The sequence below is a fragment of the Ruegeria sp. E8 genome (genome assembly GCF_056533985.1).
In genome coordinates, this window is the sequence record NZ_JBQFOY010000039.1 from 1 (window position 1) to 13,875 (window position 13,875).

At 54.1% G+C, this 13,875-nt stretch carries 11 protein-coding genes and 1 pseudogene; 4 read left to right on the forward strand and 8 right to left on the reverse strand.

Annotated elements, in window-relative coordinates:
- Positions 1-29: 29 nt before the first annotated feature.
- The 3 genes and pseudogenes from ACR0LF_RS23205 to ACR0LF_RS23215 all read right to left on the reverse strand — a co-directional run bounded on the left by ACR0LF_RS23205 (position 30) and on the right by ACR0LF_RS23215 (position 4,171).
- Positions 30-1,054 (reverse strand): annotated as a pseudogene (locus ACR0LF_RS23205) (IS30 family transposase).
- A gap of 340 nt (positions 1,055-1,394) precedes the next feature.
- Positions 1,395-2,807: a sodium:solute symporter family protein gene (locus tag ACR0LF_RS23210; protein ID WP_170609217.1), complete on the reverse strand. Its 1,413-nt coding sequence runs from the start codon at positions 2,805-2,807 to the stop codon at positions 1,395-1,397.
- Positions 2,808-3,265: 458 nt separating this feature from the next.
- Complete coding sequence (locus tag ACR0LF_RS23215) at positions 3,266-4,171, reverse strand: LysR family transcriptional regulator (protein WP_480582393.1); 906 nt, start codon at positions 4,169-4,171, stop codon at positions 3,266-3,268.
- Between the two features lie 209 nt (positions 4,172-4,380).
- Between ACR0LF_RS23215 and ACR0LF_RS23220 the strand changes: the two genes are divergently transcribed.
- Both ACR0LF_RS23220 and ACR0LF_RS23225 read left to right on the forward strand, forming a co-directional pair.
- Complete coding sequence (locus ACR0LF_RS23220) at positions 4,381-6,114, forward strand: arylsulfatase (protein WP_170609215.1); 1,734 nt, start codon at positions 4,381-4,383, stop codon at positions 6,112-6,114.
- Between the two features lie 130 nt (positions 6,115-6,244).
- Complete coding sequence (locus ACR0LF_RS23225; RefSeq protein ID WP_480582395.1) at positions 6,245-8,467, forward strand: mechanosensitive ion channel family protein; 2,223 nt, start codon at positions 6,245-6,247, stop codon at positions 8,465-8,467.
- 34 nt (positions 8,468-8,501) lie between these two features.
- Here the strand turns inward: ACR0LF_RS23225 and ACR0LF_RS23230 are convergent, their stop codons facing one another.
- The 4 genes from ACR0LF_RS23230 to ACR0LF_RS23245 form a co-directional block, all read right to left on the reverse strand.
- Positions 8,502-8,744 carry a hypothetical protein gene (locus tag ACR0LF_RS23230; protein ID WP_480582397.1) on the reverse strand — a complete coding sequence of 81 codons (243 nt, stop codon included), beginning with the start codon at positions 8,742-8,744 and terminating at the stop codon, positions 8,502-8,504.
- Positions 8,745-8,755: 11 nt separating this feature from the next.
- On the reverse strand, positions 8,756-9,709 hold the full coding sequence (locus ACR0LF_RS23235) for an autoinducer binding domain-containing protein (RefSeq protein ID WP_170609309.1): 954 nt from the start codon (positions 9,707-9,709) through the stop codon (positions 8,756-8,758).
- A 187-nt stretch (positions 9,710-9,896) separates the two neighbouring features.
- Positions 9,897-11,186 (reverse strand): helix-turn-helix domain-containing protein, encoded by a 1,290-nt coding sequence (locus tag ACR0LF_RS23240; RefSeq protein WP_170609308.1) that lies wholly within the window; start codon positions 11,184-11,186, stop codon positions 9,897-9,899.
- Between the two features lie 366 nt (positions 11,187-11,552).
- Positions 11,553-12,011: a hypothetical protein gene (locus ACR0LF_RS23245; RefSeq protein ID WP_480582399.1), complete on the reverse strand. Its 459-nt coding sequence runs from the start codon at positions 12,009-12,011 to the stop codon at positions 11,553-11,555.
- A 419-nt stretch (positions 12,012-12,430) separates the two neighbouring features.
- On the opposite strand from ACR0LF_RS23245, the gene ACR0LF_RS23250 reads away from it, so the two are divergent.
- Entirely contained in the window at positions 12,431-12,787 is a 357-nt protein-coding gene (locus ACR0LF_RS23250) for a hypothetical protein (RefSeq protein ID WP_142638830.1), read from the forward strand.
- A gap of 48 nt (positions 12,788-12,835) precedes the next feature.
- Positions 12,836-13,249, forward strand: coding sequence for a thermonuclease family protein (locus ACR0LF_RS23255; protein ID WP_170609306.1), 414 nt, complete (start codon positions 12,836-12,838; stop codon positions 13,247-13,249).
- Positions 13,250-13,452: 203 nt separating this feature from the next.
- On the opposite strand, the gene ACR0LF_RS23260 is transcribed toward ACR0LF_RS23255, so the two are convergent.
- Positions 13,453-13,626 carry a hypothetical protein gene (locus ACR0LF_RS23260; protein WP_480856490.1) on the reverse strand — a complete coding sequence of 58 codons (174 nt, stop codon included), beginning with the start codon at positions 13,624-13,626 and terminating at the stop codon, positions 13,453-13,455.
- Positions 13,627-13,875: the final 249 nt, after the last annotated feature.

Here is a 13,875-nt window from a genome sequence, read left to right on the forward strand (position 1 = left end):
GGGGGTTGCGACGGCTTCCGCTATCTCAGTTACATCATCTCTCCACTGAATGCTTCAGTTGGAGTTCGCCACCCAAGGCACCTTCTTGGGGTTCCGTTCTGGCGCTCTCATATCGCCATCATACTGCGATATGAGAGCGCGGCCACGGGCGTGTGCCGTGGCGGGTATCTCCGAGCGCGTTTGCTCAGGTTTTCGACCGATCCTTTCTGCCACGCTTTGCCCGGTAGGCGCCTGCGCAACAGACTGCCGAGAGGGGCGCTTGCGGATCACAGAACCAAGACGTCATGCCGATCTCTGTTTCCAATCTGCGCCAACTGGACAACTCGATGCCACGGGCGAAAGTGATTGAACCGCGCGTTGGCCGGGGCAGGGGTTCCAGCAAATTCATCAAACGGTTCCTTCGGTGCGTAGAACTGCGGTCATTGTTGCGGAGCAAAACAGCGTTTCGGGTCTTGCGTTCAACCAGCGAGGCCACGTTGGCCTTGCCGTGCTCCCTGCGAAAGACCATCAGATCGCCGTCCCATTCGCCGAATGTGGCGCGATCTTTCACGCAGTCAGGCTGTTCATGAATTGAGCGATCCGGCGGGAAAACAAGGCCTCTGGGCCGTCTGGCATAACGTGGTTTTTTCTGCTTCCGCCGATCCGGCAGATACCTGGCCAACGCCTCGGATAGACCTTCGCTGCTGTAGACATAAGCATAGATTGTCTAGTGGCTCACCGTCACAGATTGGCCTTCGAAGCGTAGGCGCTCGGCAATCTGTTCCGGGGACCAACCTTCATTGAGCCGGGAAATCACGGCATCTCTCAATTCGGGCAACTGGACCAGTTTGCGACGGCGGGCACGACGGAGAACTGCGCAGCGGTGAGCATTCACACCATAGTATCCGTTCAAGTGCGGCAGTTCTTCATCAGAAAACTTGTTGCGTTTGATCTCGCGATACACACTTGAGCGATGCCGTCCGATCTCCGTAGCTATCTTGCTGACAGGTAACTTCGCATTCAACATATCTTCGATTGCGCGCCGTTCGCGCAGATCCAGTTCTGTGCGGGTCAATTTCCGTTCTCCTTGCTTATCAGCAAGATAGGGCATTTGTCGCAAGCCAGTTTAGAATGTACCCAGTCACAATATTAGTGTAGCGTAAGCTAAATTATGTTGAGTTCTGCGATCTCAAGGCAATCTTTCTATCCTCGGGACCAATTTCTCAAAGACGAAGGCGCGCTGTGGGGGAAAGCTCTACCACCTTCAGCCCACCGTCAGATGCAACATTTACTTGCCCATTGTCCCATGCATAGACAAGCACCACTGTTTTGCCAGTATGGGAATCCCGCACCTCATTGAGGCTTTGTCGCAAAATTCACTAAAGTAGGAAAGCGGGTGCAATACACCCTTTCATCTAAGTGTATCCTTTTCGAGGAAAGACCAGCGTCGTCGCCAAAAACACCGCAGCCGAGACAATAAACGCTGTGGATGCCGAACCAAGCGGCTGAAACGGACTGTTCCCAGTTGCAAAAACATAGATCATGGCTAGCAGCCCGCTGACTTGCGTGAGGATAACGCCCGTGGTGCTCACTTTTGGCCAAACGGTACCGAGCAATGGCCACAGCGCCAGTGTCGCGATCGATGCGCTTAAGGTGACCAAGGGAAGGACCGTTCGAGTACCGAACTCAGTCACAGCAATCGAAATCGCCAGGGCCATAATGAGCAAAACCAGAACTCGCGAAATCGTGGTATTATGCACTTCGTCGCCAGACTGGGTTGTTTGTGACAGGAAATCGCGCGACAAGATTGATCCGGACGTCAATACAATGCTGTCAATCGTGCTCATGGCGAGAGCAAGAATAGCGACGATAAGAATAGTTCCACCGACGGGCCATAGCGCACTCAACGCGGCCGGTACCAGGCGATCCGGATCAATTTGAACATCGCCAAAGTGCACCGTCGCGGCCATCGCCGTAGCTAGAATGCAGAGTACGACAACGAAGTAGGACAGACAGCTCATGGTAGCGACGTACTGGATTCGAGTTTCTTTTCGCGCCATCAACAGGCGCTGGAACATGTGCGGCCAGAGAAAGAACGCAAATGACCAGGACAGACAATTATCTATGAAGGGCGGTAAATTGCTTGCGGAGAATACAAGTTTGTCTGGCATTGACAGGCTAATTTGGGTGAGCACCTCAAATACTCCCCCCTGCGCACTGATCAAAACAAAAGCGGAGGCAAGTAAGAAAATAAGGATGATGATGCCCTGCAGAACATCGCTCGCGACAACGGCTCTTGCACCGCCAAAGAAAACGTAGATCGCAATAGCGAGCGCACAACTTATCACTCCAGTTTCAAACGGTATTTGACCGCCGGAAACTCCGGCGAGAATTTTGCCGACGCCGACAATCTGCGCGGCTAGGAACGGGAGTAGCGACAGAAGTCCCAGCAGGGCGGCCAATAATTGAACATTGCGGGATCCGTAGTGACTGCCGAAATACTCTGCCTGGGTGACAATTCCACCTTGGCGTCCTTGCTTGGCGATCGTCGGCCCAAAGGACCAAACGAGCGCCGACGTCATTAATACTGCTACAAACATCTGCGAGAATAGAACGCCGCCAGTGTAAAATAGCGCTGGGGTTCCAGTGACTGCGAGAGCATTCACGGCGGAGGCAACGAGGGTGGCCGTCAGGGCAAACATGCCGATATCGCGGTCAGCGAGATAATAGCTCTCGATCGTTCCGCGGCGCTTCGCTCTCGCCCAAATAGCAACGCCGATATGAGCCAAAAAATAGGCCGCCAGAGCGTAGCTTGTAGCGGCACTCATAGGCTTGGACCTCCAAAGCATGCAGGGGTTTCCCCAAATTGCTTCTGATGGGCCCTCAAAATTTGGTTGCAGCTGCCGAACCCAGGTTCAAGCAAGATGACAGTTTGAGTCGCCTCAGCTATCCCGGCTAGGTGCTCGCGCGAACGATCCAACCGCCGGAAAGGAAGAAGCCGTGTCAGATTGCAGTCTCGATTTGCTTTGAAGAGTTTGAACAATCTCAAAATACTGTTTCGCTGGTTTCGATGCGGTTTGTAGATGATTTTGGCTCTGCAAGATTGAAACTCATATCATCCTCGGCGGTTTGCACGGTTCCAACTTATCTTACAAGAAGCTTGCATGGTTTCGGGTCAGCCAGGCAACTTCACGTCTCTTGGCGCCATGCTGGTGTAACCCGTCAGACGATCGTTAAGGTGCGGTGCTTGCGGTCCGTCTCAAAGATATTGATCTGGCTCGTCGATTTACTCCCCGAATTCGGTCCGCAATATCCGCCAAAGCACATCCAATGAGTCAAAGCGGTGGTTTCTTCGGCGCGCGAAACAGATATTCCATTGAATTTCGGTCTGAGTGGTAACCTGCTTAAGGCGTTCAAGTTTTGCATGTTCCACAAACGCGTCGGTCATACCACCACAGACAATGTCGCATCGGCACGCCAAATCGATGAGCATCCCATAATCGTCGCATTCGATCTGAGGGAGTCGCTCCGCAAGCTCCCAAGCTTGGGCATCACCTCCAAGGATTTCTGCAAACGTTGCCCGCCAATGCTTATGCAAAAACGGCGCCATTAGACGCTGTCGAAAGAGTTTGTCTAAAGGTATCGGTGCTTCTGCGTGAATAGGATGCTCTGGTCGCGCCCAGAATGAAACGGGCCGGCGGTGTGCTACCTGGATCTCAAGGTCACTCAAGTCCGGTGTATGGGTAAGGTCGCATACGGCAATGTCAATGCGGCCGCTGCGCAAAGCTTCGAGCGGCTCTTTGGTGGCCCTCACATCGATCCGGACCCGCAGGTCCGGCATTTCAGAAAGGAGTTTTTCGAGGCTGGGGGAAATAATGGTTCGCGTCGTCAGTGGCCCACACCCGATCGCAAGAAGACTTGCGCCTTCATCGCGCAAAGCCGCGACGCCGCGTTCAAAGGAATTCCCCGCCGTGTCCAAATCGGATAAGAGCTGAAGAAACTTTTGCCCGGCTTCAGTCAGTGTGGTGCCGTTTCGGCTGCGTTCGAATAGACGTTTTCCTGCATAATCCTCCGCCTGCGAAATCCGACGGGACAATGTGGCTGGCGAAACCCCGGCAGCTGCGGCTGCTTCACGAAATCCTCCCACTCGCGCGAGAGTTTTCACGGCAACGGCCAATTTCGTGTCAATCATGTTTGTTGCCCTTCGGCGGCCACGAATACTGTGACGAATTTCCAAGCGACAATCCGGGGCCGCAAAACTCGATTTCAAAAGTTTATACATTCGTTCCGAAAAGTGAAACCTTGGCTGCAAGCTATCGCAACGAAAGCTCTAATGCGCAACGATAAGCTGTACTGCGCTTTTGCAAGTGCGGCTAAAACAGCAACTTCGGTGAGTTTAGTATGAGACGTTTTCTTCCCCTTTTTTCCGCTTTGGCGGCGCTTGGCTTTTCTGCCGCGGCAGCGCAAGAAGATACACGCCCCAATTTCCTGATCTTGATCGCTGACGACATGGGTTTCTCTGACGTTGGTGCATTTGGCAGCGAAATTGAGACACCAAATATCGACCAACTCGCTGCCCAAGGGATGTTGTTTACCAACTTCCACGTTGGTGCATCCTGTTCACCCACGCGAACCATGCTCATCAGTGGGGTAGACAACCACCTTGCGGGTCTGGGCAACATGCTTGAGATCCAAGCCGATAACCAATTTGGAAAGCCGGGGTATGAAGGCCATCTTAATGACAGCGTGGTGACGGTCGCCACGTTGCTGCGCGATGCCGGCTACCACACCTATATGGCTGGGAAATGGCATCTGGGCCATGACGAGGATACCATAGCCTATGCGCGAGGATTTGATCGTTCCTTTATGCTGGGCGAAAGCGGTGCGGACAATTGGGTCGAGCAACCCTATGCGCCTTTTTACCAGCGCGTTCACTACTATGAAGACAACGAACTCGTGTCTTTGCCCACTGAAGACTACTTTTCAACGGAGCACTATACAGACACCATTATTGACTACATCGACAGCAACATAGATGACGGAAAGCCCTTCCTGGCCTGGGTGGGCTATCAAGCGGTGCACTATCCCCACCAGGCCCCAAAGCCCTACATCGATAAATACGACGGCGTCTATGACAGTGGGTTTACCGAATTGCGTGATAAACGGCTGGCGCGCCAGGTGGAGCTTGGCATTGTTTCTCCGGAGGTCGCGCTCGATGCGGCAATGGACAAAACCAGCTACGACCCTTGGCGGCTTGAGGATTGGGACGCGCTGTCCAGCGAAGAGCAGGCATTCCATGCCCGCCGGATGCAGACCTATGCGGGCATGCTCGACAACATGGATGAAAACATTGGAGAGATATTTTCTTATCTCGAGGAAAAGGGTGAACTGGAAAACACTGTCATACTGTTTCTGTCTGACAACGGCCCGGACCCCAACCAACTGACGCTCTCACCTGATTACCGTGAGTGGTATGAGGCCAACTATGACACTGTATGGATGGAGGATTACCAGGGCGATTTCTCGTCGATGGGACAGAAAGGTGTCTACGCGGACTACGGTCCGAGTTGGGCAGCAGCTGCAGCGACACCGGCCAGTTACTACAAAACGTTCTCGACAGAAGGGGGCCTGCGTGTCCCGTTGATCGTGCGATATCCCGAAATGGTAGCCGCAGGCACAAAGGTTGAAAGCTTCGCGTTTGTCCTGGACGTGGTGCCAACTCTGCTTGAGCTGGCAGGCGTTGAGACACCAGGCACGACCTATAACGGTCGCGAGATCAACCCACCCAGTGGGATCAGCATGGTGCCGGTCCTAACAGGCGCGCTCGATACGGTACGCGACGAAGACAACCCAGTCGGCTATGAGCTGGCCGGTTCCAGTGCTGTGTTTAAAGGGCGCTATAAGCTGTCCCAAAATCCACCGCCAAAAGGCACAGGAGAATGGGAGCTCTACGATACCATCGCCGATCCGTCCGAGATCAACAACCTGGCTGCAGACATGCCGGACCTCGTCGCAGAAATGCAGGCGTTCTATGATAAATACGCCGAAGAGGTCAATCTCGTCCCGGTGCCCGAAGGCTACAACCCGCTGGAGCAAACTGTAATAAACGCCCAACGCGGTGGCGGCTTGCACTGAAACAATTGCAGCGTTTCAAGTCGTTGGAATGCTTTAGCGTAAGATCGTCGATCTGGTCAGGTTCTGAGTGTTCAAGCCTGACCAGATGCGGCCAGCTTTTCAATCTCAACTCATAGGCAAAGTGGGACATATGTTTCGGCTATTCTCTAGTGTTACCCTGATTGGCTTCTTGCTTTTGGTCGGGCCGTTGCATGCGCAAGTCGCGGCAACATCTTCATCGGAAGCACCGGCAACGGTAACCATTCCCGAAGACCTAACACCTGATCAGGTTGATGGTCTGGTCGCGCGTATGTCGGACGATCAGGTCCGTTCCATCCTGTTGGAACGTTTGGATGCGGTTGCTGAAAAGAATGCTGCCTTGGCGGAAGAACGCGAAGATCCCATTACTGAGATCAATGAGATCTGGGCAGAGATGGTGGCGTCCTGGACCCATGTCGTTGTTACGATCCCCAATATTTTCAGTGCGCAGGCACATGCGGTAGACAACTTCATAACCAAGTTCGGCGGAAACGGAGCGCTACTGCTTGTGGGCCTTGTGTTCAGCGTTCTTGTCGTTGGTTTCATTGCTGAAAAACTGTTCGGCCTGCTGACCCGAAAGTGGCACGCGAAGGCCGACAATGCGGACGAAAACGATCTTTGGGGGGCTGTCAGGTACCTGTTTATCCGCTTCTGTCACGAAATCGCCGGTTTGGTGGTTTTCTATGTCGTCATCCGAGCCGTCGGTCGCGGGCTGTTGACTCATGAACAGGTCACCTATGCCGCACCCTTCGTGTTCTATCTGATCTGGATTCCCCGCTTGGGCGCCGCGGCGTCGCGATTCATACTGGCACCGAAGAAGCCCGAATACCGACTGGTCAACATCGATGATCATTGGGCGAAGTATTTGCATCGCAACCTGATCGGCCTGTTGATCCTGATTGGGTTCACGCTGTTCCTGCTGCACTTCAACCGGTTGAACGGTATCACCGGTGGCGAAACGCGCATTGGCTTCTGGCTGAACGCAGCGATCCATATCTATATCGGCGTTTTTGCCTGGACCGCGCGCGAAGGTCTGTCGCAGATGATGCTGGGCACCGACCCTGATCATACGAAGTTCGATGAAGAAGTCGCGCATTACTACCCGTACTTTGCGATTGCCGTGTCTGCCGTGATCTGGTTGCTGGTTGAATTCCTGGCCGCACAGCGTGATCCCGCGATCCGGGCCATCCTGCTACAAGGTGCGCATTTCACCACCATGTTCTGGCTGCTGATCGCCCCGGCGCTGGATGCGCTGATCCGGGGTCTGGTGCGCCACCTGCAGCCACCGATGCTGGGTGAAGGGCCGGTGGCCGAGCAGGCCTATAAATCCACCAAACGCAGCTACATCCGCATTGGGCGGGTACTGGCGGGCATTCTGGTGATCCTGATGATCGCCAAAGCCTGGAACCTTGATCTGCAAGAAATTGCGGGTGGTCGTGAAGAAGATGGCAGCCGCCTGATCCAATTCTTCATCATCATCGCGATTGGCTATATCCTGAATGAGCTCGTCTCGCTGTGGATCAACCGTCGTCTGGCGAAAGAGATGACGGCGGATCAAAGCCCGGATGAAGAGGCTGGCGAAGGCGGTGGCGCAGGTGGCTCACGTCTTGCCACGGTTCTGCCGCTGCTGCGGGTCACCGCGCAAGTTGCCATTTCTGTGATCTTCGTGCTGCTGGCCTTGGGGGCCCTGGGCCTGGACATCACACCGCTGCTGGCTGGTGCCGGCATCCTGGGTCTGGCCATCGGCTTTGGCGCGCAGAAACTGGTCTCAGATATCGTGGGCGGTATCTTCTTCCTGATCGACGATGCGTTCCGCGTGGGCGAATATGTCGATGTGGGCGGAACCACCGGGACGGTCGAGAAAATCTCGATCCGGTCGATGCAGCTGCGTCACCATCGCGGGCCGGTGCACACTATTCCTTACGGTGAGATTCAGAAGCTGACCAACTACAGCCGTGACTGGGTCATCATGAAGCTAAAATTCACCGTGCCTTTCGACACCGACCCCAACAAGGTCAAGAAGATCTTCAAGAAGATCGGTGCCGAGATGATCGAAGACGAGACCCACAAGGACGGCTTCCTGCAGCCCTTCAAGTCTCAGGGCGTGTTCGACTTTGACGATGTCGGCATGATCATCCGTGGCAAGTTCATGGCCAAGCCCGGCAAGCAGTTCACCCTGCGCAAGGAAATCTTCAACCGGGTGAAAGCGGCCTTCAAGGAAAACGGCATCGACTTCGCCCGCCGCGAGGTGCGTGTTGCAATCCCGGGTCTGGAAGAAGCCGAGCATTTGACCGAGGAGCAGAAGGCCGCTGTTGGGGCGACTCAACAAGCTTAGTAGCAAAGAAAAGAGCGTCGTTGGTTATTCATGACTATTGCAGAATTGTCGGCGCCGGCGGTGGTAAGGCTTCATCTGCATCTGTTGGATCTGTATTCGTCATCACAAGGACCGACGCTGTTGTACCTACAAGCAATTCGACTCCTTCGGGGAATTTGTCAATTTCTACTATTACCGGAATTCGCTGTGCCAGTCGCTCCCAGGCACACATGAACCGTCTAGGCGAAATTATGTGAAACTTGCACCCGCCCACATTATTGCAAATCAAACGGCGCATGTGGACTAAACTCAGAGATACCTAATCCACACTTTTTGATCCCGGTTGCACGCAAGTTCCTCGACCACCTCGTTTGCACTCAAGTTGAATTCTCTCGCGAGGTCCGTGATCAGGACCGACTGAAAGCTATCAGCGTTCCGAACCAGTCTGCCGTCTTCAAAAGCGATAATCTCGTGAGACCTGCCACCCCAACGGACGATCCCACCGCATAGTCTCTGACTTTCCATATTAACCAGTTCGGCCACAGGGTCGGCAAAGAAATCGCTCCACTTAAGAAATCCAGTACTGACTGCCCGCGCCACTGCCTGTTCAATCGTCCGGCTTTTGAGCTTGGTGGTGATCGAAGCAGTCAGTGCCTCTACCATTCGCGAAGAATGCCCCGTCTGCCTGGCAATGACGGACGGTATCAAACCCGACGCGAGCATTTTCAACACATCCAACTCATCACCAGAGAGGGAATCCGAGGGAAAGTTGAATACGGTTTCAATGACATCTAGTGCAAGCAGGTGCAGAACCTGTGCTTCATGGCGTAGGGCAGGGAGCATTCTTGTGATCAATGCGTCCCACTCGGGGCGAGGCGCATTGGACGTGACGGTGAATACGCCCCGCTCCCCGAAGGGGTTGATAACCGGAATGGAAAAACCGTGCTGACCCACACCAAACTTTCTGGCGGCGTCAAACAGCGGTGCGTGTTCACGCTGATCATCAAACACAGCCCAATCCATGGGTGCAATCATCGCGGCACCAAACCGAATGAGGGGATCGACCAGAACCAGGTCGTTTTCAACGTAATACCTGACCCATTCGGCCGGGAACGTGGTGCAACCGTGGACAACGTTGTGATGCTTGTCGATATGGGCGTAAGACGCATTTTCCAATGCAAACCTTTGGCAAATCTCCTGAAGGCGCGCCTCCCCGGTTTGCCTGAGGTCCAGTTCAGAACTGCCAATATCCGCGATTTTCATAGATCGTCTTTCTGTTACGCATTGCCGTTGAAGCCGATTAGCAACCTAAAGCTGAACAAACCACTCGGGAATTCCCGTAGCCAATCACAGATCTGAATACAGTTCTGTTCTGGAGGCGGAAACAGAGCGAAAACCTGCCGATGAGACACATGAATTGGAGAAGCTGGCGGCTCATAACCCGGCACGGCTAAAACCCGCTGCAGTGATCTTGCGGAAGCCCGTCTTCCTCCTCTCGGGCTCTACGCGCCAAAAGCCCCATGAAACTGGAAATCAGGTTCAGTTCACCGCGCTCATCTGCGTGCACCATACCGCGAAGGTATCCGCCCGGATTAACCAATGGCGGCAACCGTGGATCGCTCAGCCTCGCGTCTGTGATCAACCCGGCCAGGATTGCACCCATCACGGTCAATCGGTCAATCGCCGTACGCCAAGCCGAGGCATTGGCGCCGATCTCCGACAATCGCGACCAAACGCCGGTCTCAATCGCGTAGAGCGACGGGCTGGAATTCTGATCTCCGCCACCGGCGATATCGATATGCATGCGCAGCTCGGGTGAGGCCAGTTCATATAGGATGCGGTTATTCACCCGCGGTAGTTTTTGGGTCTTGCGCGGTTCAGTATCCGTCGGATGATTGCTTTCTAAACAATGCGGAGGGCCGTCAGGCCCGGAGCCCGAACAATTTGGTTCCTCGGCTTCAGCCGAGGACATTGTCTCATCGCCATCGGCGTTACAGGACAGAATTTCTTCTTCAATTTGGTCTTGTATATGGGACCCGAAACGAGCTTCGGGTTCACCCGAAATTTCACCGTGTTTTGCGACATGCTTTTCGATCCGTTTCCAATGGTCATGGGCCGCCTGAACATGTGATCTGAGGGCATCCAATGACAGGTATTTTAGCTTGTCAGCGCGCGGCCAAGATCGAAGTTCCTCCTTCATGCCTTCCAGACTTTCAGGAGGGCAGGGGAGTGATGAAAGCACCGCAAGACTGCACTTCACATATCGGTAAAGCCGTGATCGATCCCCGCGCAGCTCGTCATGCTCTTTCTTCTCAGCCTTGCTGCGCACGTCCGCGTCGCGCATCTCGGGAATGAGGTTCAGGGCAGGGGTCAGGAAGAGGCCAAGCCCCTTACGTTTACACCGCGCGCCATTTGCCCCAAGCCTACGTTCAATCAATCCAATGGATTCCAGTTCGCGTTCATGGTTGTGTATTGTTCGATCTGTCACGCCACGCCCGGCAATCAATGTTTCCTGGCGCGCGAAGCAAAAGGGTTCCTGAGACGGATCGCGAAACGCACATGGCGTAATCATATCGATGATGATCTCTAAGGTGCGAATACACTGGGCGGATGCGCCTCTGATCTGGGCATGGCACACACAGAGCTGTCGAAACCGGTCCCGGTTCCAGCTCTCGGGAAGGCCGTTGTGGAAGCGCTTCGCGTCTTGAAACCGGGCAGATGAGATTTGACGGAAACTCATGGCTTCGACCTCACTGGGCGTGACCCCGGCAGATCCGCGGAGTGTCGCGCGGTGGTGTGTTTGTTTTGGGGGATTTGCTTCATGTTCTGCTTCTCAATCTTGAAGCAAAGCGGGTCAAACCTCAGCGAATAAACACAGAAAAACCGTTCGCACAGATGCGTTTGTCCTTGTCAGTAATTTGGGAGTTTCCTATAAATCAGGTGATCAAACTTGACTTAAGAAGATCCCCGCTGAGGCCCCGCCTTGCGGGGGTTTTTGTTTCTGGGATTAAGTTTTTCCTCCGGGCCAATCGGCCTGGTTTGAAAATGCAGCTGGTGATTTTGGTGGCATAGCCAGGAGCAACGCGTTGTACCGCAGGTAAGAACCTCAGTATCGGATGAGCTCGTAATCGCTGAACCCAAATGTATCGGTCCACTCGACACCAACGCCGCGGAAGTAACTGGGAGGCTCACAGCGATTGCCAAGGGGCAGCCAGGATGGGATCGGCGCAGGAGCGTGATCGGACCATTGAAAGCTCGCGTTGTCGTCATAGCTGCCAACAACCAGATCAAGCGAACGCTCGCAATCTCCCTCTCGTGAACGACGGCGATAGCTGTAGTGACGCACATCCCAAACTCTGATGGACCTGACAACGTCGAAATCGGGGGAGGACAGATCAACGCTGATCGGCGTGGCTTGGAAACCGTAACCGTATTGGTCGTGAAGTGACTGGATCGCTTCTACCGAGATCGCTGCATCTACCAGTAATGGCTCAGTCGTGTCGTCCGTTGGAAGCTCTGGAACAGGACTGGCACTGTTGCGCTTGATAGCTTCCAACCGTTCCATAGGACTCACGCCTGAGGAACTTTCTGACGCATTCATCGGACAGCGCCAAAGTTGTAGCGGAGGTTCGACCGGGTAGGGTGTGATGCGCCGAATAAACTCCGCCTTGGCAGCGACGCAATCAGGCGAACCTGGCCAACCTCCGGCGAGGCACAGGAATATCGCGCAGTCGATTGGATAGGCGCTGGTCTGCGAGGCTGGCAACGCAGCGAGTGCAATTGCAAGGGCCTTTGCGCGAGTACTATTTCCGGATTTTGAGTGTTTCAAGATGGTGTCTCCTGCTTGCGAATCGCTAAAGCAATATCCGGCCAATATATTCCTGACAATCCAATATCGTATATTGGCGTGTTTTCTTATATTGACGTAGATTGTGTTTTAGTCCACAACTTTTGGATGTAGAAGACGGCCCATAGGGGGTCGTCATGGCGGACAACAAGAGACAATACACTGTGGTAACCATCGAGATGGTCCGGGGCCTGAAAGAAGATCAGGTTCCCTTTACATGCCGCTACGAATTTATCGGACTCGCTTCCCTTGGACGACCTAAGTACCACTGCATTTACAGCTCGCCGAACTATGTCGGAGCCTTGTGCAAGTCGAAGATCTCTCGCGCGGGCGCAGAGCCCAGAGAGTTCGATCTTTGGCCGGGGCTTTTCAAACATCACCAGGAATTTGGCGACGGGCGCATTCTTTGCGTCAAATCAGATTACACGATCGAGTCGATTACCCCAGAGGGTCTCGAAGCAGCTCAGGCTCTGGACGCGAAATCCAAAACCTGAGCGGTCACGTTCGAGAACTCGGCTCATCAAAATATTGGGGCAGGGCACATGAATCGGCTCTTGTTTCTCAGCGCTGCACTCGCGTCTTTGTTCTTTGTTGCGGTCTGGATTGAACCATCAAAACAAACAAAGACCCTTAGCGCGTCCGAGGTGATTGCCATTGATGGTGACACGATCGACCACGGCGACGACCGCTACCGGCTCGTTGGCTTCGATACGCCTGAGACCTACCGACCGCAGTGCCACGCGGAAAAGACTCTGGGATTGAAAGCGAAAGCAAGGCTGACAGAGCTCATCCAGTCGGCGGACCAGATAGAGCTGGTCATCCAACCAGATCTGGACGTGCATGACCGCTTCCTGGCGGTTGGGCGTGTGGCTAGGCAGGACGTCGGGGCCATCCTGATTTCCGAGGGTCTCGCCCGACCATACAACGGTGGTAAACGCCAGTCCTGGTGCGGCTGAAGGAAAGGGTCAAACAACGATTTAGTGACAACAGAACGAAACCACTGAGCAATAAGCGGTCCTGTCGATTGCGCCAACAACCGACAGGACAAGAAACGCCCCAAATCCATCCGGGCATTCCTCCAACACCAAGAGAGAACTGTACTATGGTAAAAACAGTAGTCCTAGATGCCGATCCTAGATCGGACAGCACCGCGCCAGAGTCAATGGGTGCGACCCTGAACAACGTGTCTGAGCTTGCGGAGGCACAGCACTGACCGCGACAGCGCCGAGCAGAACATCCCCGACACTTTGGTCAGACCTTCCGGCTGATTGATCCAAGCTGAACGCTGGCTGTCTACGAAGCCCGCGAAGGGCTCAGTGCTGTGTCCCGGCATCGAATTTCCTGCTGCTCATATGATCTGACTCCGAGCCTCATAATAGTAATTATGTAAAAACTACTGACCTATTTAGAAGAACGGAAAGGGTATCGCCTTGGCCTTCGAATCTTGGCTGAACTACATAACGCCGAGTGATGTTCTCCGCGGGGAACTCTCTTCGATGCATGTGGTGCTACACCGAAGAGAGAACGTGGTGAGCTCCAGATGGGGCTGTACCCACCACCTATCCGACTCCGCCAATCAAAG

Excerpts from the sequence above, each read along its gene's own strand:
- ACR0LF_RS23245 (WP_480582399.1), bottom strand. The coding sequence starts at position 12,011 with ATGGAACGGTTGGAAGCTATCAAGCGCAACAGTGCCAGTCCTGTTCCA.
- ACR0LF_RS23225 (WP_480582395.1), top strand. The coding sequence starts at position 6,245 with ATGTTTCGGCTATTCTCTAGTGTTACCCTGATTGGCTTCTTGCTTTTG.
- ACR0LF_RS23230 (WP_480582397.1), bottom strand. The coding sequence starts at position 8,744 with ATGCGCCGTTTGATTTGCAATAATGTGGGCGGGTGCAAGTTTCACATA.
- ACR0LF_RS23215 (WP_480582393.1), bottom strand. The coding sequence starts at position 4,171 with ATGATTGACACGAAATTGGCCGTTGCCGTGAAAACTCTCGCGCGAGTG.
- ACR0LF_RS23250 (WP_142638830.1), top strand. The coding sequence starts at position 12,431 with ATGGCGGACAACAAGAGACAATACACTGTGGTAACCATCGAGATGGTC.
- ACR0LF_RS23240 (WP_170609308.1), bottom strand. The coding sequence starts at position 11,186 with ATGAGTTTCCGTCAAATCTCATCTGCCCGGTTTCAAGACGCGAAGCGC.
- ACR0LF_RS23255 (WP_170609306.1), top strand. The coding sequence starts at position 12,836 with ATGAATCGGCTCTTGTTTCTCAGCGCTGCACTCGCGTCTTTGTTCTTT.
- ACR0LF_RS23210 (WP_170609217.1), bottom strand. The coding sequence starts at position 2,807 with ATGAGTGCCGCTACAAGCTACGCTCTGGCGGCCTATTTTTTGGCTCAT.
- ACR0LF_RS23260 (WP_480856490.1), bottom strand. The coding sequence starts at position 13,626 with ATGCCGGGACACAGCACTGAGCCCTTCGCGGGCTTCGTAGACAGCCAG.
- ACR0LF_RS23220 (WP_170609215.1), top strand. The coding sequence starts at position 4,381 with ATGAGACGTTTTCTTCCCCTTTTTTCCGCTTTGGCGGCGCTTGGCTTT.
- ACR0LF_RS23235 (WP_170609309.1), bottom strand. The coding sequence starts at position 9,709 with ATGAAAATCGCGGATATTGGCAGTTCTGAACTGGACCTCAGGCAAACC.